The following is a 19,544-nucleotide window of genomic DNA, read 5'->3' on the forward strand; positions in this document are numbered from 1 at the left end:
TGGAGATCACGTTGATCGCGCCGCCGATCGAGTTGCGGCCGTAGAGGGTGCCTTGCGGGCCGCGCAGCACTTCCACCCGGTCGGTGAAGATCGGCGTCTTGCCGGCCGGCACCGTCGAGGAGCTGTAGACGCCGTCATCGTAGAGGGCGACGGCGTTGGCGATCGGGTGGGAGTTGGTCAGGCGGCCGACGCCGCGGATCGAGTTGCGGTCATTGCTCGCCGAATAGTTCAGGCCGGGCGTGAAGTTGGTCATGTCCTGGATGGAGTTGATCCCCACCAGGTCGCGGTTCGCCGAGGTGAAGGCCGAGATGGCGACCGGCACGTCCTGCAGGCTCTGGGTCCGCTTCTCGGCGGTGACCACCAGCTCCTCGATGGTGGCGCCCGATTCGGCGGCGGCTGCGCCAGCCGCAGCGGTGGGCTTGGTCTGGGCGTGGGCGGACGTTCCCAGCGCGATGGCGAACAGCATGGCGCTAGACGCCAGTAGGCGGACCTTGTTGTGCAACTGAACCTCCCCAGTGGCCCCGAGGGGCGACGGATTTAAGTGAGAGACCGATTTTTTCTTCCCACTGGCTCAGCCGTACGGATGCGTCAATCTCCTTTGGCCATTTTTACAACCAATTTTCGAAAACGTGGTTTGGTGAAAACAGTAATCATTTCTGGGTTTTCAGCGTAAATTAAAATATCGGTATGATTTCAAAAACACGGTTTGGCGAGTACTTGCAACCCTAGGATGGGGGTCCCTAGAGGCTCTCCGTCACCAGGACAACCTTGCCGACGTGGTCGTTGGCCTCCAGGTGGGCGTGCGCCTTGGCCGCCTCAATTAGCGGGAAGGTGGAATCCACCAGGGGGCGCAGCTTGCCGGCCTCGATCCAGGGCCAAACCCGTTCCTCCACGGCGGCGGCCAGCCGGGCCTTCTCGTCGGGGTTCCGCGGCCGCAGCGTCGAGCCGGTGACCACGCCGCGCTTCTGCATCAGCCGGCCGATCGGCAATACAGCCTCGCCGCCGCCCAGGCTGGCGATGAACACAATCCGACCATCCATCTTCAGGGCGTCGAGATTGCGGCTGAAATAGTCCCCGCCGACCATGTCCAGCACCACGTCGACGCCGCCTTCGCGCTTGGCGACTTCGGCGAAATCCTCGGTCCTGGCGTCCACGGCGATGTCGGCGCCCAATTCGCGCGCGGCCTTGGCCTTGGCGGCGCCGCGGGCGGTGGCGATCACCTTGGCCCCGTAGGCCTTGGCCATCTGGATCGCCGTTGTGCCGATGCCTGAGGTCGCGCCGTGCAGCATAAGGGTCTCGCCCATCTTCAGCCCGCCGTGCTCGAAGACATTGGCGAACACCGTGAACACCGTCTCTGGCAGGGCCGCGGCCTGGACGAGGTCGAGGCCCTTGGGGATCGGCAGGGCGTGGCGGGCGTCGCAGACGGCGTATTCCGCGTAACCGCCGCCGCCCAGCAGGGCGCAAACGCGGTCGCCGGCCTTCCAGCGCCCGGCGCCTTCGACCACCTCGCCGGCCACCTCCAGGCCCAGCGTCTCCGGCGACCCCGGCGGCGGCGGATAGAAGCCCATGCGCTGCAGGAGGTCGGGCCGGTTGATCCCGGCGGCGTGGACCTTGATCAGGATTTGGCCGGCCTTGGGCGCCGGCCGCTCGATCTGCACAGGTTTCAGCGCCTCGGCAGGCCCCTTGCCGCCCTCGATGGCGATAGCGGTCATCATCTGCGGCATGGGCCGGCTCCGGTCTGGTTCGAGGCGCCTTGGGTGCGCAAACTTGCGCTTTGGCGGCGTGCGCGGTCAGATAGCGCCCGATCGGGGAGCCGGAAAGGGAGACCCCTCATGGAAGAACCTGCGGAAGTCCGGATCGGACGCGGCCAGCGCCTCGTTGAGGCCACCCGCGAGGATCTGGAACTCTATGGCGTCGCCGAGCTGGAAGAGCGCATCGAGACGCTGCAGGCGGAGATCGCCCGCGTCCAGGCCCAGCTCGACCGCAAACGGGCCGGGCGTGAGGCCGCGGACGCCCTGTTCGGGGTTCGTAACGCCTAGCGCGGGACGACCGTCGGCTTAAAATGGTCCAGATCGCGCGGCAAAGTTCACCGCCTGAGGGAATCTCGGGCGAATGGAGCGGGTTGGGACACTTCGAGCGCCGTTTTGGGCTGGCATGCGGGTTGCACTGACAGTTTTCCGCGACCGTGTGGCGGGTTTGAGTGTAGGTTGAGCACCGGATGAGCGATTTGAACGCCCCTTCGACGCCCTGGCGGGCCGAAGTTATCCAGGACTTCGCCCGCTCGGAGTTGTTCCAGCGGACCTTCCAGGAGGGCATGGACCTCGTGGAGGAAACCGCCGGCTACCTGGACGGGGCCGGACGCCAAGCTTCCAAGCTTCTGTCGCGCAATGCGGCCCTGGCCTATGCGGCCGAAAGCATGCGGCTGACCACGCGCCTTATGCAGGTGGCCTCGTGGCTCCTGGTGCAGCGGGCGGTGCGCGAGGGCGACATGCCGCCGCATGCGGCCTGCGAGGAGCGCTACCGCCTGGGCGGCGCCGAGGTCTCGCGCCATGCCGGCGACACCGAAGGCCTGCCCGCCGAGCTCAACACCCTGCTGGACCGTTCCGAGCGGCTCTACGAGCGCGTCCGCCACCTCGATCGGCGTATGTACATCGAAGGCGCCGCCGACGAGGGGCCGCATCCGGTGCTGTCGCAGCACGACCGGCTGAAGACCGCCTTCGGCGGCTGATCGCGGCGCTTGGCGCCGGGTTCGCCTGATCCCGACATGCAAAACGCCGCGGAGATCGCTCTCCGCGGCGTTTTGGTGGGTCGAGACCCAAGACCACCTATTTGCGGGTGAAACCCGCGAACTTGGCGTTGAAGCGCGAGACGCGGCCGCCGCGGTCCAGCATCTGGTGGCCGCCGCCGGTCCAGGCCGGGTGGGTCTTCGGATCGATGTCCAGGTTCAGGGTCGCGCCTTCCTTCCCGTAGGTGGAACGGGTCTGGTAGGTCGTGCCGTCCGTCATCACCACGGTGATGAAGTGATAGTCCGGATGGGTGTCTTGTTTCATCGGATGAGCGCCTGACGTAAAGGAGCGTCGAAAAGGTTTGAGGCCGCCTTGTGGGGCGGCCTTCAACGAAGCGCGGCGTATAGAGAAACGTCGCCCAGATTGCAAGGTGCGAGCGCGTATGAGCGAGCCTGGGGTGGACGCGCCGGCGGAGGGCCGGCCGAGCACGGGCCAGGCGCTTGCCCAGACCCTCTCCGAAGCGGCGGAGCGGCGGCCACGCAGCCGCAACGTCCAAGCGTTGGGCCGCCTGATCCCCTATGCCGCAGGCCACCGGCTCGACGCGGCCGCGGCGGGCCTGTTCCTGGTCACCGCCTCGGCCGCGAGCCTGGGCCTGACCGGCGCGGCGCGGCTGGTGGTGGATCACCTCACCGGGGCGGGCGCCCATCCGACGGCGCGCTCCATCGCGCCCTGGTTCTGGGTGCTGAGCGGCGTGGCGCTGGCCTTGGCGCTCTCCTCGGCGCTGCGCTACTTCTTCGTCACCAAGCTGGGCGAGCGGATCGTGGCCGACCTGCGCAAGGGGGCCTACGCCCACATCCTGACGCTGGACCCGTCCTTCTTCCTGAAGACCCGCACCGGCGAGGTGCTGTCGCGGCTGACCACCGACATCCAGATCGTCGAGAACCTGCTCACCACCTCGATCTCGGTCTCCCTACGCAATGTGCTGATGCTGATCGGCGGCCTCGGCTACATGGTGATCGTGAGCCCGCGCCTGACCGGCCTGGTGCTGATCACCTTCCCGGTGGTGATCGCGCCGCTCTTCCTGTTCGGCCGCCAGGTGCGCCGGCTGACCGCCTCCACCCAGGACCAGTTCGCCTCGGCCGTCGGCACAGCCGGCGAGACCCTCGACGCCCTGGAGATCGTCCAGGCTTTCGGGCGCGAGGCGGCCGGCGCGGCGCGGTTCGGCGACGCCGTGGAGGCCTCGTTCCGCACGTCCCTGCGGCGGATGAGCGCCCGGGCCCTGATGACCGGGGCGGCCATCGCCCTGGTGTTCGGCGGCGTGGTCTGGATCTTCTGGCTGGGGGTCAGCGCGGCGCTGGCCGGCCAGATGAGCTGGGGCACCCTGATCCAGTTCGTGCTGCTGGCCGTGCTGTCGGCAGGCTCGGTGGGGGCGCTGGGCGAGACCTGGGGCGACGTCCAGAAGGCGGCCGGGGCCATGGAGCGGGTCTCCGAGATCCTTTCCGCCAAGCCCGGCATCGCCGCGCCCTCGCATCCCATCGCCCTGCCGGCGCCGGCGCGCGGCGAGGTGGCGCTGCAGAACGTCACCTTCGCCTATCCGGGCCGGCCGGACCTGCCAGCGGTGCGCGGGCTGACGCTCAACGTCAGGTCCGGCGAGCGGGTGGCCCTGGTCGGTCCCTCCGGCGCGGGCAAGAGCACGGTCTTCCGCCTCCTGCTGCGCTTCTACGACCCGCAGGCCGGCCGCGTGCTGCTGGACGGGGTCGACATCCGCGACGCCGACCCGGTGGCGGTGCGCCAGCGCATGGCGCTCGTGGCCCAGGAGTCGCCGCTGTTCTCCGGCTCGGCCCTGGACAACGTCCGCTTCGGCCGCGAGGACGCCAGCCGCGAAGAGATCGAGGACGCTGTCCGCGCCGCCCAGGCCGAGGGCTTCCTGGCCGCCCTGCCGCAGGGGATCGACACGCCCGTGGGCGAACGCGCCCGCAGCCTCTCGGGCGGCCAGCGCCAGCGGCTGGCCATCGCGCGCGCCCTGGTGCGCCAGGCGCCGATCCTGCTGCTCGACGAGGCCACCAGCGCGCTCGACGCCGAGAACGAGCGGCTGGTGCAGCGCGCCCTCGACGAGGCCATGGTCGGCCGCACCACCCTGGTGATCGCCCACCGCCTGGCCACCGTGCTGAAGGCCGACCGCATCGTGGTCATGGACGAGGGCCGGGTGGTCGAGGAGGGCACGCACCACGACCTGGTGGCCAAGAACGGCCTCTACGCGCGGCTGGCGGCCCTGCAGTTCGGCGAGGCGGCCTAAGGGCGGAGTTACCGCGCCGCGACCCGCAGGCGCTCCAGCAGGAGCGGGTGGATGTCCTGGTTGCCGACGCAGACCGAGCCCTTGGCCAGAACCTCTTCGCCGCCCTCGGCGTCGGTGACCTTGCCGCCGGCCTCGGTGACCAGCAGCACGCCCGCCGCCAGGTCCCAGGGGTGCAGGTCGCGCTCCCAATAGCCGTCGAAGCGGCCGGCCGCGACCCAGGCCATGTCCAGCGCCGCCGCGCCGAACCGCCGCACGCCCGCCACCCGCTGGCTGATCTGGTGCAGCTCCTTCAGGAAGGTCGCGTGCTGGCCGTGGCCCATGAAGGGGATGCCGGTGGCCAGCACCGCCTCCTCCAGCCGGGTGCGCGCGGCGACCCGCAGGCGCTTGTCGTTGACGAAGGCGCCCTTGCCCTTCTCGGCCCAGAACAGCTCGTTGGTGACGGGGTTGAAGGTCACCGCGGCCACCACCGCCCCTTCGCGCTGCAGGGCGATGTTGATGGCGAAGTGCGGGATGGCGTGCAGGAAGTTGGTGGTGCCGTCCAGCGGATCGACGATCCAGGTGTGGGTCTTGTCCGTGCCCTCGATCATCCCGCGCTCCTCGCCCAGGAAGCCGTAGCCGGGGCGGGCCTTGGAGAGCATCTCGAAGAGGGTCTGCTCGGCCTTCAGGTCGGCGGCGGAGACGAAGTCGGCGGGCGCCTTCTTGGCGACCTGCAGCTCGGCCAGCTCGCCGAAGTCGCGGTTCAGGCCACGCGCCGCCTTGCGCGCGGCGTCGCTCATGACCTTCAGGAGGGCGGACTGGGTGCTCACGGTTTCGAAAGATCTCGGACGGGCTAGAGGGCGCGGAACCTAGAGGGCGCGCTCGCTGACGCCAAGCGCCATCTCGGCGTTAAAGGCCGCAACCGCCGCAGCTGGGCCTTCGGCATAGCTCCAGACGCCCGCGGAAACCGCCAGGAAGTCCGCGCCCGCGGCGGCGATCTGGCGGGCGGTGGCGACGGTGATCCCGCCGATGGCGACGCAGGGGACGACCATGTCCTGCTGCCAGCCGGTGAGCAGTTCGGGGTCGGCGCGGGTGGGTGCGTCCTTGGTCGCGGTGGGGAAGAAGGCGCCGAAGGCCACGTAGTCGGCCCCGCCCTCGGCGGCCTCCATGGCCAGGTGCAGGCTGTCGTGGCAGGTGACGCCGACCATGCCGTCCTTCCCCACGATCCGGCGGGCCTCGGCGAGGGGCGTGTCGTCTTGGCCCACATGGACCCCGTCGCAGCCCAGCCGCGCGGCCAGGTCCGGCCGGTCGTTGAGGATTACCGCCGCGCCGCGCGCCTGGGCGATGAGCATGAGCGCATCGACGGCGGCGGCCAAGATGTCGTCGCCCACGTCCTTCAGCCGCACCTGCAGGGCGGCCACGTCGCCGGCGTCGAGCGCGTGCGCCAGGGTGCGGCCGAAGCTCGCCAGGTCGTCGAGCCTGGGCGGGGTGATCAGATAGAGGCGGCAAAGCGGGTCGGCCATGCGCTGCTGTTAGGTCAGCGCAGCAGCGCCCTCAAGGCGTAAGCCACGATCGCCGTGGCCGCCGCGCCGCTCACCGCCAAGCCCGCGAACCAGGAAAGCCGCTTCCAGAGCGGGGCCAGCGGGGCGCCGGGCTCCGGCGGCGGCTCAATGATAGCCCGCATCGGGAGTGACCTTGCCGCGGAAGATCCAATAGACCCACAGGCTGTAGCCGATGATCGCCGGCAGCAGCACCGCGCCGCCGACCAGCAGCAGGCCCAGCGCATTGTCGGCGTTGGCGGCCTGGCGGAAGGTCAGGCTGTAGGGGACGATGTCGGGGAAGAAGCCGGCGGCCAGCCCCAGGTACCCCGACAGGAAGACCACCACCGCCCCGGCGAACGGCCAGCCGTGCGAGCCGCGCTTGAGGCCGAGCGCCGCCATGACGAGGCCCGCCGCGCCCAGGACCGGGATCGGCGACAGCCGCGCGAAGGTCGCGAACGCCAGCGCATGGCCGTCCCAGCCCCAGCGCGCGGCGATCTGCGGATGGACGAAGAGGGTGGCCGCGCTCACCGCCGCCAGCAGCAGGGCGACCATCGACAGCGCCCGCCGGGCCCAGCGCCGGGCGCGGCCATGCAGCTCGCTCTCTGTGCGCCACACCAGCCAGCTGGCGCCCAGCAGCGCGTAGCCCGCCACCAGGCCCGCCGCGACCAAGAGGCTGTAGGGCGTCAGCCAGTCGAAGGCGGCGCCGGCGAAATGCTGGTCACGCAGGGTCACGCCCTGGATGAAGCCGCCCAGCACCAGGCCTTGCGCCACTGTCGCGGTCAGCGAGCCGCCGGCGAAGGCCGCGGTCCAGAACCGCTTGCCCGCCGCGCGCGCCCGCAGGCGGAACTCGAAGGCCACGCCGCGCAGGATCAGCGCCAGCAGCATCAGGATGATCGGGATGTAGAGCGCCGGCAGGATGGCGGCGTAGGCGGCCGGGAAGGCGGCGAACAGGCCGCCGCCGCCCAGCACCAGCCAGGTCTCGTTGCCGTCCCAGACCGGCGCCACGGTGTTCATCATCACGTCGCGCTCGGCGGACGAGCCGGCGAACGGGAAGAGGATGCCTATCCCCAGGTCGAAGCCGTCCAGCATCACGTACATCAGGACCGCCAGCGCCAGGATCGCGGCCCAGATCAGCGGCAGGTCGAGGCTCATGGCGCGTCTCCCGAGGAGTCTCGCGAAGCAGGGCCGCGCGGTGGGGCGGCGGGCTCCTCCGGCGCGGCGGCCAGGGCGTAGCCCGGCGGGCGCATGGCGGTCGGCGGCGGAGCCGTGGCGGCCGGCCGCGGCCCCTCGTCGATCAGCCGCAGGATATAGAGCACGCCGACGCTGAAGATCAGGGCGTAGACGGCCATGAAGCAGATGAGCGAGACGGAGACCTCGCCCTGGCTCACCGGCGAGACAGCGTCGGCGGTGCGCAGGACGCCGTAGATCACATAGGGCTGGCGGCCGACCTCGGCGACGATCCAGCCCGACACCACCGCCACGAACCCCGCCGGGCCCATGGCGACGGCGGCGCGCAGGAACCAGCGGGCCTGCGGCAGGTTCCCGCGCCAGGCCAGGAAACCGCCCCAGAAGCCGAGGCCGATCATGGCCACGCCCAGGCCGACCATCACCCGGAAGGCCCAGAAGACCACGGCCACCGGCGGCCGGTCCTGCGGCGCGAAGGCCTTGAGGCCAGTGATAGTGGCGTTGGCGTCGCCGGCGGTGATCAGGCTGCCCAGCTTGGGGATCGACAGCTCCCACCGGTTGGCGGCGGCCGCCCGGTCCGGCCAGGCGGCGATGTGGAAGGCCTGGCCGGCCTTGGTGTCCCAGAAGGCCTCGATGGCGGCGAGCTTGGCGGGCTGGACTTGCAAGACTTGCTTGCCCGAGGCGTCGCCGGCCAGGAGCTGCAGGGGCGCCACGATGGCGAACATGCCGATGGCCATCTTCAGCGCCAGGCAGCTCTCCTCCTCATCGGGATCCTTCAGGAGCCGCCAGGCCGAGGCCGCACCCACCACCAGCGAGGTGGTGAGATAAGCCGCCAGCACCATGTGCGTCAGCCGCAGCGGGAAGGTCGGCGAGAAGATCACCTGGCCCCAGTCCGTGGCCCTGAGCGCGCCGCTGGCCAGCCGAACGTAGCCGGTCGGGTGCTGCATCCAGCTGTTGGCCGAGATGATCCAGAAGGCCGAGACCAAGGTGCCGAAGGCCACGAGCGCGCTGGCCGCGAAATGCAGCCGCGGCCCCACCTTGCGCCACCCGAACAGCATGACGCCCAGGAAGCTGGCCTCCAGGAAGAAGGCGGTCAGCACCTCGAAGGCCAGGAGCGGCCCGATCACCGGCGCGGCGGCGGCGGAATAGACGCTCCAGTTGGTGCCGATCTCGTAGGACATGACCACGCCAGTCACCACGCCCATGCCGAACGAGATGGCGAAGACCTTCACCCAGAAGAGGTAGAGCGTCTTGAAGGCCTCGTTCTTCGTGGCCAGCCACAGCCCCTCCAGCACCGCCAGGAAGCTGGCCAGCCCGATGGAGAAGCTCGGGAAGATGATGTGGAAGGCGATGGTGAAGGCGAACTGCAGCCGCGACAGCAGAAGCGCGTCGAAATGCATGGTCCGTCCCTCGGCCGCGCGCGCGGCGTCCCCGCCTACAACGCACAGCCCAGCTCTCCTGTCATGCGACAGTCCGTCGCGGAGCTTGTGAGCGGAACGCCCGCAAATATGCGAATGACTTGCAGAAGCGTTCGCGGTCGGCTACCTGGGAGCCACAAGTCGGAGACGCCGCGCGCGCCATGTACGTCTGCAACTGCAACGGCCTTCGGGAACGTGACGTGCGCGCCGCCATCGCCGCGGGCGCCGACCGTCCGGCCAAGATCTTCAAGGCCTGCGACAGCGCCGCCCAGTGCGCCCGCTGCGTCTGCGACATGCGCAAGATGCTCGACGAAGAGCGCGAGATGCTGCGCTACGCCGCCGAATAGAGGGTCCGGCGCAAGCGCCAATCACTTGCAAATATAGGCTTTGACTTCACGTCCGGCGAACCTGAGGTTCGCCGCATCGTGACCCCAGGAGACGCGGCATGCAGGGCGACAAGGCGATCATCCGTCTGTTGAACCAGGTGCTCACCAACGAGCTGACCGCGGTCAACCAGTACTTCCTGCACGCGCGGATGTACCAGAACTGGGGCCTGCACCGGCTCGGCAAGGTGACCTACGACGAGTCCATCGGCGAGATGAAACATGCCGACAAGCTCATCAAGCGCATCCTGTTCCTGGAAGGCCTGCCCAACCTGCAGGACCTGCACAAGCTGAAGATCGGCGAGAGCGTCGGCGAAGGCATGCAGGCCGATCTGGAGGTCGAGACCGGTGGACGCGTGACCCTGGTCGACGGGGTCAAGCAGTGCGAGCTCGCCCAGGACTACGTCAGCCGCGAACTGCTGGTCGACATCCTGGAGGACACCGAGGAGCACATCGATTTCCTCGAAACCCAGCTTGCCCTGCTGCGCAGCCTGGGCGAACAGAACTACCTGCAAAGCGCCATGGGCGAGCTTGGGGACGAGACCGGCCACTAGGCCGGAACCGGGCCCGCCCTTCGCGGATTTCGCTCTGACGGGGCGAGAAGAGGTGGGAGGCCGATCCATGCCGTTGCATCCGGTCCGCGGGGCTGTCGACAGCCTCGCCAACAGCCGTGGGCGCTCCGCCCAGCATATCGCCATCGGCGTCGGCCTGACGGTGGGCGCGGTGGCGATCGCCGCCCTGCTGGCCAAGCTGAGCGCGGCCGAGGAGGACGACGGCTACGAGGCCTATTCCGACTATGAAGCCCCGGCCTACGAACAGCCCAAGCCGCCGTCGAAGGTGTTCTCCAACATCTGGCCGCCGCTGTTCATGGCGCTGACCCTGTCGGGCCTGCGCATCTGGAACGCGCCCCGCAGCGCGGCGCGCACCCAGGCCCTGACCCTCTGGGCGGCGGTGCAGGGGCTGAACGCGGTCTGGATGGCGCTGGGGCCCAGGCGCCTGGGGGGCCAGCTCGCCACCGCGGTCGCCTCGCTCGGCACGGCGGCGGCCTACGTCTGGCGCGCGCGCCAGGTCGATGCGCCCGCCGCCAGCATGGTCGCCCCCTACGTCGGCTGGATCGGCTTCGCCAACCTGATGAGCGAGGGCCTGCAGAAGAAGAAGCCCGCGGACCCGGGGGCTTTTCACTAGAACCCGACGCCGCCGCCCTAGCCGTGCGCCTGGCTTCGCCATAGGCTCCCGTTCAACGAACAAGGGGTGGGAGCGAAGCGATGGTTGCGGCAGCTGCGGGCGCCGAGGCGCCGGTGCGTGGGTCGAATATCACGGTGATCGCCGGGGCGTCGGCCGGCACGGTCTTCGAGTGGTACGACTTCTTCCTCTACGGCTCGCTGGCCAGCGTCATCACCGAGCACTTCTTCTCGGGCGTGAACGCCACCACCGGCTACATCTTCGCCCTGCTGGCGTTTGCAGCCGGCTTCGCGGTCAGGCCCTTCGGGGCGATCGTCTTCGGCCGGCTGGGCGACCTCTGGGGCCGCAAGAACACCTTCCTCGTGACCATGGTCCTTATGGGCCTCTCCACCTTCTCGGTGGGCCTCTTGCCCAGCTACGCCGCCTGGGGGGTGATCTCGCCGATCGCCCTGATCAGCCTGCGCCTGATCCAGGGCCTGGCGCTGGGCGGGGAGTATGGCGGGGCGGCGACCTACGTCGCCGAGCACGCGCCCGAGGGCAAGCGCGGCCTCTACACCAGCTGGATCCAGATCACCGCCACCTTCGGCCTGATGCTGAGCCTGGTGGTGATCATCCTGGTCCGCACCCGGCTGGGCGAGGACGCCTTCAAGGCCTGGGCCTGGCGCATCCCGTTCCTGGTCTCGGCCCTGCTGCTGATCGTCTCGCTCTGGATCCGCCTCAAGCTCAACGAGAGCCCGGTGTTCCAGCAGATGGTCGCCGAGGGCAAGACCTCCAAGGCGCCGCTGACCGAGAGCTTCGGCCAGTGGCCGAACCTGAAGCTGGTGATCCTGGCGCTCCTGGGCATGACCGCGGGCCAGGCGGTGGTCTGGTACACCGGCCAGTTCTACGCGCTCACCTTCCTCGAGAAGTTCGTGAAGATCGAAGGGGTGCTGACCAACGAGCTGGTGGCCGTGGCCCTGTTGCTCGGGACGCCGTTCTTCCTGGTGTTCGGCTGGCTGTCCGACAAGATCGGCCGCAAGCCGATCATCCTGGCCGGCTGCCTGCTGGCCGCGCTGACTTACTTCCCGATCTTCAAGGCGATCGTCGCCTCGGCCAACCCGGCGCTCGCGGCGGCCTCGGCGTCTTCGCCGGTGACGGTGGTGGCCGATCCGGCCGATTGCTCGGTCCAGTTCGACCTGATCGGCAAGGCGACCTTCGCCTCGTCCTGCGACATCGCCAAGTCGACCCTGGCCAACGCCGGCGTCAGCTACAGGAACGAGGCCGCGCCGGCGGGAACGGTCGCGACGGTCAAGATCGGGGCAACGGCGGTCCCCAGCTTCAACGGCAAGGCGCTATCGGCGAAGGACCTGAAGACGCAGAAGGCCGCCTGGACCAGGACCTTGGCCGGCGACCTGAAGACTGCGGGCTATCCGGCCAAGGCCGATCCCGCGAAGATCAACTTCCCGCTGACGGTCTTCTGGCTCTGGCTGCTGGCGGTCTATGTCACCATGGTCTACGGCCCGATCGCCGCGGCCCTGGTGGAGATGTTCCCGGCGCGGATCCGCTACACCTCCATGTCGCTGCCGTACCATATCGGCAACGGCTGGTTTGGCGGCTTCCTGACGCCCACCGCCTTCGCCATGGTGGTGGCCAGCGGCAACATCTACTTCGGCCTCTGGTTCCCCGTGACGGTGGCGGCGGCGACCTTCGTGATCGGCCTGCTGTTCGTGAAGGAGATGCGCGGCGCGCCGATCGAGGCCTAGCGGCTCAGCCGCCGGTGTGGTCGGCGCGGTCTTCCTCGGTCTGGTCGTCGTAGCCGTGGTTGGCGGAATAGAAGGCCAGCCACATGAGGAGGCCGGCCAGGCCGCCGGTGGCCACCACGCCGCCGACCACGAAGGGCCAGATTGGCAGGAGGCTTTTCCAGCCGGTCCCCATCTTCGCCGTGGCGAAGAAGGCCCAGCCGGCGAAGGCCAATATGCCGGCGACCGCCAGGAAGGTCAGGACGAAGAGAAGCGCGTGCTTGCGCATGCTCGCCTGTTCTCCGCCGGATGGCGGCTATGAGCCCTATTCGGCGGCGTGCCGGGTCAGGCCGATCTTGGGGGCCAGCTCGCCGGACGCATAGCGCTTGGCCATGACGCTCATCGGCAGCGGGGTGATCTTGCCGGCCCAGCCGGCGGCGCCGAACTCCTCGAAGCGCTGCTGGCAGACCGCACGCATGGCGTCCATGGCGGGCTTCAGATACTTGCGCGGGTCGAACTCGCCCGGGTGCTCGGCGAACACCTTGCGGATCGCGCCGGTCATGGCCATCCGGTTGTCGGTGTCGATGTTGATCTTGCGCACGCCGTGCTTGATGCCGCGCTGGATCTCCTCGACCGGCACGCCCCAGGTCTGGGGCATCTCGCCGCCGTACTTATTGATGACGTCCTGCAGGTCCTGCGGCACCGAGGACGAGCCGTGCATCACCAGGTGGGTGTTGGGCAGGCGGTTGTGGATCTCCTCGATCACGTTCATCGCCAGGACCTCGCCGTCCGGCTTGCGCGTGAACTTGTAGGCGCCGTGGCTGGTGCCCATGGCGATGGCCAGCGCATCGACCTGGGTCGCCTTCACGAACTCCACGGCCTGGTCGGGATCGGTGAGCAGCTGGTCATGGCCGAGCTTGCCCTCGAAGCCGTGCCCGTCCTCCTTCTCGCCCATGCCGGTCTCCAGGCTGCCCAGCACGCCGAGCTCGCCCTCCACCGAGGCGCCGACCCAGTGGGCCATGTCGACCACGCTCTTGGTCACGTGGACGTTGTAGTCATAGTCGGCGGGGGTCTTGCCGTCGGCCTTCAGCGAGCCGTCCATCATCACACTGGTGAAGCCGAACTGGATCGCCGTGGCGCAGGTGGCCTCGCTGTTCCCGTGGTCCTGGTGCATGCAGATCGGGATCTGCGGATACATCTCGGCCAGGGCGTCGATCAGGTGCTTCAGCACGATGTCGTTGGCGTAGGCGCGCGCGCCGCGGCTGGCCTGGATGATCACCGGGGCGTCCACCGCCTGGGCCGCCTCCAGGATCGCCAGACCCTGCTCCATGTTGTTGATGTTGAAGGCGGGCAGGCCGTAGCCATGCTCGGCGGCGTGATCGAGCAGCTGTCGCAGGGTGATACGGGCCATGGTCCTCTTGTCGCTCTCTATTGGGACAGCGCTGCGACACCGGGCAGCGTCTTGCCCTCCATCCATTCAAGAAACGCGCCGCCCGCCGTGGAGACGAAGGTGAAGTCGCCCGTCACGCCGGCGGCGTTCAGGGCGGCCACGGTATCACCGCCGCCGGCTACGGCCACCAGCTTCCCCTCTTTTGCGAGCTTGGCGGCGCACCGGGCGGCTTCCATCGTCCCCTTGTCGAAGGGCGGTATCTCGAAAACGCCCAAGGGGCCGTTCCAGATCAATGTCTTGGAATTTCCCATGGCGCGGCACAGGCGCTCGACGGTTTCGGGGCCGGCGTCGAGGATGCGCTCCTCGTCGTCGATGGAGCCCACGTCGCGCACCCGGGCCGGCGCGCCGGGCGCCAGCTTCTCGGCCACCACGATGTCCAGCGGCAAGAAGAGCTTGCAGTTGTTCTGCCCGGCCAAGCGGATGATCTCGCGCGCGGTATCGGCCAGGTCCTTCTCGCAATAGGACGCACCCACGTCATGGCCCTGGGCGTAGAGGAAGGTGTTGGCCATGCCGCCGCCGATGGCCAGCTTGTCCAGCTTGGTCACCAGGTGCTTCAGGAGGTCGAGCTTGGTGGAGACCTTCGAGCCGCCGACCACGCCCAGCACCGGCCGCTCCGGATTGCCCAGGGCGCGGTCCAGCGCATCCAGCTCCAGCCGCATCTGCTCGCCGGCGTAGGCGGGCAGGCGGTGCGCCAGGGCCTCGGTGGAGGCATGCGCCCGGTGGGCGGCGGAGAAGGCGTCATTGACGTAGAGGTCGCCATTGGCCGCGAGCGCGTCGGCGAACTTGCGGTCGTTCTTCTCCTCGCCCTCGTGGAAGCGGACGTTCTCGAGCAACAGCACGTCGCCGGGCTGCATGGCGTTCACCGCCTCACGCGCCTTCGGGCCGATGCAGTCCGGCGCGAACGCGACAGGGACGCCCAGGACCTTGGACAGCGGCTCGACGATGGGCTTGAGGCTCATGGACGGCACGACCTTGCCCTTGGGCCGGTCGAAGTGGGCGAGCAGGATCACCTTGGCCCCGCCGGCCCGCAGCTTGTCGATGGTGGGCTTGGCCGCCCGCAGCCGGGTGTCGTCGGTGACCTTGCCGTCCTCCATGGGGACGTTGAAGTCCACCCGGACCAGGGCCCGCTTGCCCTGCAGGTCGGCGTCGTCGAGGGTCTTGAAGCCCATGGGTCCGGGGCTCAGAGGAACTTGGCCACGGCGAGGGCGACGTCCGCCATGCGCGTCGAGAAGCCCCATTCGTTGTCGTACCAGGAGAGCACCCGGCCGAGGCCGCCGTCGACCATCTGGGTTTGCGGCAGGGCCACGGTCGAGGAGGCGTCCACGTGGTTGAAGTCGTGCGACACCAGCGGCTCCTTGGTGATCGCCAGGACGCCCTTCAGCGGGCCGGAGGCGGCGGCCTGCTCCATGGCCGCGTTGATCTCCTCCACGGTCACCGCGCGGCCCGGGACGAACTTCAGGTCGACCACCGAGACGTTGGGCGTCGGCACCCGGATCGAGGAGCCGTCCAGCTTGCCCTTCAGCTCAGGGATCACCAGGCCCAGCGCCTTGGCCGCGCCGGTGGAGGTCGGGATCATCGACATGGCCGCGGCGCGGGCGCGGTAAAGGTCCTTGTGCAGGGTGTCCAGCGTCGGCTGGTCGCCGGTGTAGGAGTGGATCGTCGTCATATAGCCGCGCTCGATGCCGCAGAGCTGCTGCAGCACATGGGCCACCGGCGCCAGGCAGTTGGTGGTGCACGAGCCGTTGGAGATCACCAGGTCGTCGGCGGTGAGCGTCTGGTCGTTGACGCCCATGACGATGGTCTTGTCGGCGTTCTCGCCGGGCGCCGAGATGATCACCCGCTTGGCGCCGGCCTCCAGGTGGGCGGCGGCCTTGTCACGCGCGGTGAAGATGCCGGTGCATTCCAGCGCGATGTCGACGCCCAGGGCCTTGTGCGGCAGCTTGGCCGGGTCACGCTCGGCGGTCACCTTGATCGGCGCGCGGCCGGCGATGACGATGGTGTCGCCCTCGACCTTCACCTCGGCCGGGAAGCGGCCGTGCACGCTGTCGTAGCGCAGCAGGTGGGCGTTGGTCTCCACGGGGCCGAGGTCGTTGATCGCCACCACCTCGATGTCCGTGCGGCCATGCTCGACGATCGAACGCAGGACCAGCCTGCCGATGCGGCCGAAGCCATTGATGGCGACGCGGACGGTCATGTGGCGGTTCTCCTGGCGGACCTTTGAAGTGCGGGCGTTTTTTCGGGCGGGGGCCGGCAAGTCAACCCCTGGGCGGTCAAGTTACGCGTCAACCTGTAACGGGGTTCACCTTGCCGGCCGCCTCGACGGCGCGGGCCCGAGCCTCCTCGACGGTGGCGGCGCGGGCGAGGGCGACGCCCATGCGGCGGCGCGCGAAGCTTTCCGGTTTGCCGAACAGGCGCAGGTCGGCGCCGGGGACGGCGAGCGCCTCGGCGACGCCTTCGAAGGCGATCCCCTTGGCCTCCAGCCCGCCGTAGATCACCGCGCTGGCCCCGGGTTCGCGCAGGGAGACATCCACCGGCAGGCCCAGGATGGCGCGGGCGTGCAGGGCGAACTCGCTCTGCCACTGGGTGGCGAGCGTCACGAGGCCGGTGTCGTGCGGCCGGGGGCTCACCTCGGAGAACCAGACCTCGTCGCCCTTCACGAACAACTCGACGCCGAACAGGCCCTGGCCGCCCAAGGCGTCCGTGACCTTGGCGGCGATCTCGCGGGACCGCGCCAGGGCCACGGAGCTCATAGCCTGCGGCTGCCAGCTCTCCACATAGTCGCCCTTCACCTGGCGGTGGCCGATGGGCGCGCAGAAGCTGGTGACGATCCCGCCGGCCTGAAGACTGCGCACGGTGAGCTGGGTGATCTCGAAGTCGAAGTCCACGCGGCCCTCGACGATGACCCGGGCCTGCTCCACGCGCCCGGCCTCCAGGGCATAGCGCCAGGCCGCGGCGACGCCGTCGGGCCCCTCGACGTAGGACTGGCCCTTGCCGGATGAGCTCATCACCGGCTTGACGAAGCAGGGGAAGCCCACGGTCTCGGCGCCCGCCGCCAGCTCCGCCTCGCTGGAGGCGAAGGCATAGGCGCTGGTGGGGAGGGCCAACTCCTCGGCGGCCAGCCGCCGGATGCCTTCGCGGTTCATGGTCAGCTGGGCGGCCCGCGCGGTGGGGATCACGGTCGCCAGGCCCGCCGCCTCGATGGCCGCCAGCTCGTCGGTGGCGATGGCCTCGATCTCCGGCACGATCAAATGCGGCCGCTCGGCCTCCACCAGGGCGCGCAAGGCGTGCGCGTCGGTCATGGCGATGACGTGGCTGCGGTGCGCCACCTGCATGGCCGGGGCGTCCGGATAGCGGTCGACGGCGATCACCTCGCAGCCCAACCGTTGCAGCTCGATGGCCACCTCCTTGCCGAGCTCCCCAGAGCCCAGCAGCATGACCTTCACGGCGGTGGGGCTGAGCGGTGTTCCCAGTCGCATGGCGTTCCCCCTTTTTGATCGTCACCCCCGGCCTCGTGCCGGGGACCCATACGCACCGATCGCGCCAGATTCGCGCTGACGTCGGCGTTTATGGATGGCCCGGGACAAGCCCGGCCATGACGTCCTCAAACCAAAAGCTTCGCCTTGGCGGCCTCGGCCACCGCCTGTGCGGTGATACCGAAGTGCTGGTAGAGCACCTCGGCCGGCGCGCTGGCGCCGAAGCCGGTCATGCCGACGAAGGCCCCGGTCTCGCCGATGAAGCGGTCCCAGCCCTGGCGGATGCCGGCGTCGACGGCGATGCGCACGTCGGTCTCGCCGATGACCTGGGCCTGGTAGTCCTCGGCTTGCGCGTCGAACAGTTCCCAGCAGGGCGTCGAGACCACCCGCGCGCCGATCCCGTCGGCTTCCAGGAGGTCGCGGGCGGCCATGGCGATGGAGAGCTCCGAGCCGCAGGCGAAGAGGGTCACCTGGGCCGGCAGGTCGGCGCCCGCCAGTTGATAGGCCCCGCGCGCCGAGAGGTTCTCGCCGGCGACCGCGGTGCGGACCGCCGGGACCTTCTGGCGGGAAAGCGCCATGACCGACGGAGCCCGGGTCGATTCCAGCGCCAGCTTCCAGCACTCGGCGGCCTCGACCGCATCGGCCGGGCGGAAGACGTTGAGGTTGGGGATGGCCCGCAGGCTGGCCAGGTGCTCGACCGGCTGGTGGGTCGGGCCGTCCTCGCCCACGCCGATCGAGTCGTGGGTCATCACGTGGATCACCCGGATGCCCATCAGGGCCCCCAGGCGGATCGCCGGACGGCTGTAGTCGGAGAACACCAGGAAGGTCCCTGAATAGGGGATCACGCCGCCATGCAGGGCCATGCCGTTCATGGCCGCCGCCATGCCGAACTCGCGCACGCCATAGTGGACGTAGCGGCCGGCGTAGCCGGGCCGGTCGAAGTCGCCCATGCCCTTGACGATGGTGTTGTTGGAGCCGGTCAGGTCCGCGGAGCCGCCGACCATCTCAGGGATCGCCGGGACCAGTTCGGCCAGCGCCGCGCCGGAGTGCTGGCGGGTGGCGGCGGCGGGCTTCTCGGCCTCGGCCTTGGCGATGTGGGCGTCGACGCCGGCGAAGGCGCGGTCGGGGAACACCCCGGCCATGGCGCGGTCGAACTCGGCCTTCTGGGCGGAGGCGGCGAGCCTGGCCTCCCAGGCCTTGCGGAACTTGGCGCCCTTGCGGCCGGCGGCGCGCCAGGGCTTCAGCACCTCGTCCGGCACGGTGAAGGGCCCGGCGGTCCAGCCCATGGCGGCGCGGGCCGCGGCGATCTCCGAATCGAACAGGGTGTAGCCGTGGCTGTGGGGGTCGCCCTCCTTGGGCCCCGCGCCCTTGGAGATCTTGGTCTTGCAGGCGATCAGGGTCGGGCGGTCCTGGCGGGTCGCCCAGCGCATGGCCGCGGCGATCTTCGCGAAGTCGTGACCGTCGACCGCCTTCACCGCCCAGCCGGCCGCCTTGAAGCGCATCAGCTGGTCGCCGGTCTCGGAGATGGTCGCCTCGCCGTCGATGGTGGTGTTGTTGTCGTCGAACAGCACCGTCAACTTGGCCAGCTTGAAGCGGCCGGCCAGGCTGATCGCCTCGTGGCTGACGCCCTCCATCAGGCAGCCGTCGCCGGCGATCACCCAGGTGCGGTGGTCGACCAGCTCGTCGCCGAAGCGGGCGGCCACGTGCCGTTCCGCCATGGCCATGCCGACGGCGGTGGCCAGGCCCTGGCCCAGCGGCCCGGTGGTGGTCTCGACGCCGGGCGTGTGGCCGTACTCCGGGTGTCCGGGCGTGTTGGAGCCGAGCTGCCGGAAGTTCTTGATCTGCTCCATGGTCACGGCCTTCACGCCGGTCAGGTGCAGCAGGGAATAGAGCAGCATCGAGCCGTGGCCGGCCGAGAGCACGAAGCGGTCGCGGTCATGCCAGTCTGGGCGCGCGGCGTCGTACTTCAGGAACTTGGTGAACAGCACCGTGGCGACGTCGGCCATGCCCATCGGCATGCCCTGGTGGCCGGACTTGGCCCGATGGACGGCGTCCATGGACAGCGCGCGAATGGCGTTGGCCATCATCTGGAGAGGCGCGGGCATCGGGCTCCTGAGTCGTCTGTTGGAAAGCGGCGTTAAGAATTGGCGGCGGGGTCGCACGCGCGCGCCTAGGGGTCAAGAATGCCAATGGGGG

At 69.4% G+C, this 19,544-nt stretch carries 21 protein-coding genes; 7 read left to right on the plus strand and 14 right to left on the minus strand.

Going from position 1 to position 19,544, the window contains the following annotated elements; genetic code table 11:
* Both E8A49_RS16085 and E8A49_RS16090 read right to left on the minus strand, forming a co-directional pair.
* On the minus strand, positions 1-502 hold a 502-nt coding region (locus tag E8A49_RS16085; protein ID WP_293383572.1), incomplete at its 3' end, for a TonB-dependent receptor plug domain-containing protein.
* A gap of 238 nt (positions 503-740) precedes the next feature.
* Positions 741-1,724: an NAD(P)H-quinone oxidoreductase gene (locus E8A49_RS16090; RefSeq protein ID WP_293383575.1), complete on the minus strand. Its 984-nt coding sequence runs from the start codon at positions 1,722-1,724 to the stop codon at positions 741-743.
* A 108-nt stretch (positions 1,725-1,832) separates the two neighbouring features.
* Between E8A49_RS16090 and E8A49_RS16095 the strand changes: the two genes are divergently transcribed.
* Together E8A49_RS16095 and E8A49_RS16100 are read left to right on the plus strand one after the other, a co-directional pair.
* Entirely contained in the window at positions 1,833-2,039 is a 207-nt protein-coding gene (locus tag E8A49_RS16095) for a DUF1192 domain-containing protein (protein WP_293383578.1), read from the plus strand.
* 179 nt (positions 2,040-2,218) lie between these two features.
* Positions 2,219-2,728, plus strand: a complete 510-nt coding sequence (locus tag E8A49_RS16100; RefSeq protein WP_293383582.1) for a DUF1465 family protein — start codon at positions 2,219-2,221, stop codon at positions 2,726-2,728.
* Between the two features lie 97 nt (positions 2,729-2,825).
* Here the strand turns inward: E8A49_RS16100 and rpmE are convergent, their stop codons facing one another.
* The gene (gene rpmE, locus E8A49_RS16105; protein ID WP_293383585.1) at positions 2,826-3,050 is read right to left on the minus strand and encodes a 50S ribosomal protein L31; all 225 of its coding nucleotides are present in this window, start codon (positions 3,048-3,050) and stop codon (positions 2,826-2,828) included.
* Between the two features lie 118 nt (positions 3,051-3,168).
* Here rpmE and E8A49_RS16110 point away from each other — a divergent pair, with 118 nt between their 5' ends.
* Complete coding sequence (locus tag E8A49_RS16110) at positions 3,169-5,022, plus strand: ABC transporter transmembrane domain-containing protein (RefSeq protein ID WP_293383588.1); 1,854 nt, start codon at positions 3,169-3,171, stop codon at positions 5,020-5,022.
* Between the two features lie 8 nt (positions 5,023-5,030).
* On the opposite strand, the gene E8A49_RS16115 is transcribed toward E8A49_RS16110, so the two are convergent.
* Genes E8A49_RS16115 through E8A49_RS16135 form a run of 5 tightly spaced genes read right to left on the minus strand, consistent with a single transcriptional unit; the run spans position 5,031 to position 9,124 of the window.
* Positions 5,031-5,828 (minus strand): inositol monophosphatase family protein, encoded by a 798-nt coding sequence (locus tag E8A49_RS16115; RefSeq protein ID WP_293383591.1) that lies wholly within the window; start codon positions 5,826-5,828, stop codon positions 5,031-5,033.
* 39 nt (positions 5,829-5,867) lie between these two features.
* Entirely contained in the window at positions 5,868-6,521 is a 654-nt protein-coding gene (gene thiE / locus E8A49_RS16120) for a thiamine phosphate synthase (RefSeq protein WP_293383594.1), read from the minus strand.
* A gap of 14 nt (positions 6,522-6,535) precedes the next feature.
* Positions 6,536-6,682 carry a DUF2474 domain-containing protein gene (locus tag E8A49_RS16125; RefSeq protein WP_293383597.1) on the minus strand — a complete coding sequence of 49 codons (147 nt, stop codon included), beginning with the start codon at positions 6,680-6,682 and terminating at the stop codon, positions 6,536-6,538.
* Entirely contained in the window at positions 6,666-7,691 is a 1,026-nt protein-coding gene (gene cydB, locus E8A49_RS16130) for a cytochrome d ubiquinol oxidase subunit II (protein WP_293383599.1), read from the minus strand. Before cydB ends, E8A49_RS16125 begins: the two co-directional genes overlap by 17 nt.
* Positions 7,688-9,124, minus strand: coding sequence for a cytochrome ubiquinol oxidase subunit I (locus tag E8A49_RS16135; RefSeq protein WP_293383602.1), 1,437 nt, complete (start codon positions 9,122-9,124; stop codon positions 7,688-7,690). Before E8A49_RS16135 ends, cydB begins: the two co-directional genes overlap by 4 nt.
* Before the next feature lie 179 nt (positions 9,125-9,303).
* Between E8A49_RS16135 and E8A49_RS16140 the strand changes: the two genes are divergently transcribed.
* From E8A49_RS16140 to E8A49_RS16155, 4 genes are all read left to right on the plus strand, one after another.
* Positions 9,304-9,489 carry a (2Fe-2S)-binding protein gene (locus E8A49_RS16140; RefSeq protein ID WP_293383605.1) on the plus strand — a complete coding sequence of 62 codons (186 nt, stop codon included), beginning with the start codon at positions 9,304-9,306 and terminating at the stop codon, positions 9,487-9,489.
* A 98-nt stretch (positions 9,490-9,587) separates the two neighbouring features.
* Positions 9,588-10,079, plus strand: coding sequence for a bacterioferritin (gene bfr, locus E8A49_RS16145; protein WP_293383608.1), 492 nt, complete (start codon positions 9,588-9,590; stop codon positions 10,077-10,079).
* Positions 10,080-10,146: 67 nt separating this feature from the next.
* The gene (locus E8A49_RS16150) at positions 10,147-10,710 is read left to right on the plus strand and encodes a TspO/MBR family protein (protein ID WP_293383611.1); all 564 of its coding nucleotides are present in this window, start codon (positions 10,147-10,149) and stop codon (positions 10,708-10,710) included.
* Between the two features lie 80 nt (positions 10,711-10,790).
* Entirely contained in the window at positions 10,791-12,449 is a 1,659-nt protein-coding gene (locus E8A49_RS16155; protein ID WP_293383614.1) for an MFS transporter, read from the plus strand.
* Positions 12,450-12,453: 4 nt separating this feature from the next.
* Here E8A49_RS16155 and E8A49_RS16160 read toward each other — a convergent pair whose 3' ends face one another.
* From E8A49_RS16160 to tkt, 6 genes are all read right to left on the minus strand, one after another.
* The gene (locus tag E8A49_RS16160; RefSeq protein ID WP_293383617.1) at positions 12,454-12,714 is read right to left on the minus strand and encodes a hypothetical protein; all 261 of its coding nucleotides are present in this window, start codon (positions 12,712-12,714) and stop codon (positions 12,454-12,456) included.
* A 36-nt stretch (positions 12,715-12,750) separates the two neighbouring features.
* The gene (gene fba / locus E8A49_RS16165) at positions 12,751-13,836 is read right to left on the minus strand and encodes a class II fructose-bisphosphate aldolase (RefSeq protein WP_293383620.1); all 1,086 of its coding nucleotides are present in this window, start codon (positions 13,834-13,836) and stop codon (positions 12,751-12,753) included.
* Between the two features lie 17 nt (positions 13,837-13,853).
* A complete protein-coding gene (locus E8A49_RS16170) occupies positions 13,854-15,044 on the minus strand; it encodes a phosphoglycerate kinase (protein WP_293383623.1) in 1,191 nt (396 codons plus the stop codon).
* An 11-nt stretch (positions 15,045-15,055) separates the two neighbouring features.
* On the minus strand, positions 15,056-16,069 hold the full coding sequence (gap, locus tag E8A49_RS16175) for a type I glyceraldehyde-3-phosphate dehydrogenase (RefSeq protein WP_293383626.1): 1,014 nt from the start codon (positions 16,067-16,069) through the stop codon (positions 15,056-15,058).
* A gap of 88 nt (positions 16,070-16,157) precedes the next feature.
* On the minus strand, positions 16,158-17,351 hold the full coding sequence (purT, locus tag E8A49_RS16180) for a formate-dependent phosphoribosylglycinamide formyltransferase (RefSeq protein ID WP_293383629.1): 1,194 nt from the start codon (positions 17,349-17,351) through the stop codon (positions 16,158-16,160).
* 125 nt (positions 17,352-17,476) lie between these two features.
* On the minus strand, positions 17,477-19,510 hold the full coding sequence (gene tkt / locus E8A49_RS16185) for a transketolase (protein WP_293383632.1): 2,034 nt from the start codon (positions 19,508-19,510) through the stop codon (positions 17,477-17,479).
* Between the last annotated feature and the right edge of the window lie 34 nt (positions 19,511-19,544).

Origin of the sequence: Phenylobacterium sp., assembly GCF_004799515.1 — a bacterium.
GTDB lineage: Bacteria > Pseudomonadota > Alphaproteobacteria > Caulobacterales > Caulobacteraceae > Phenylobacterium.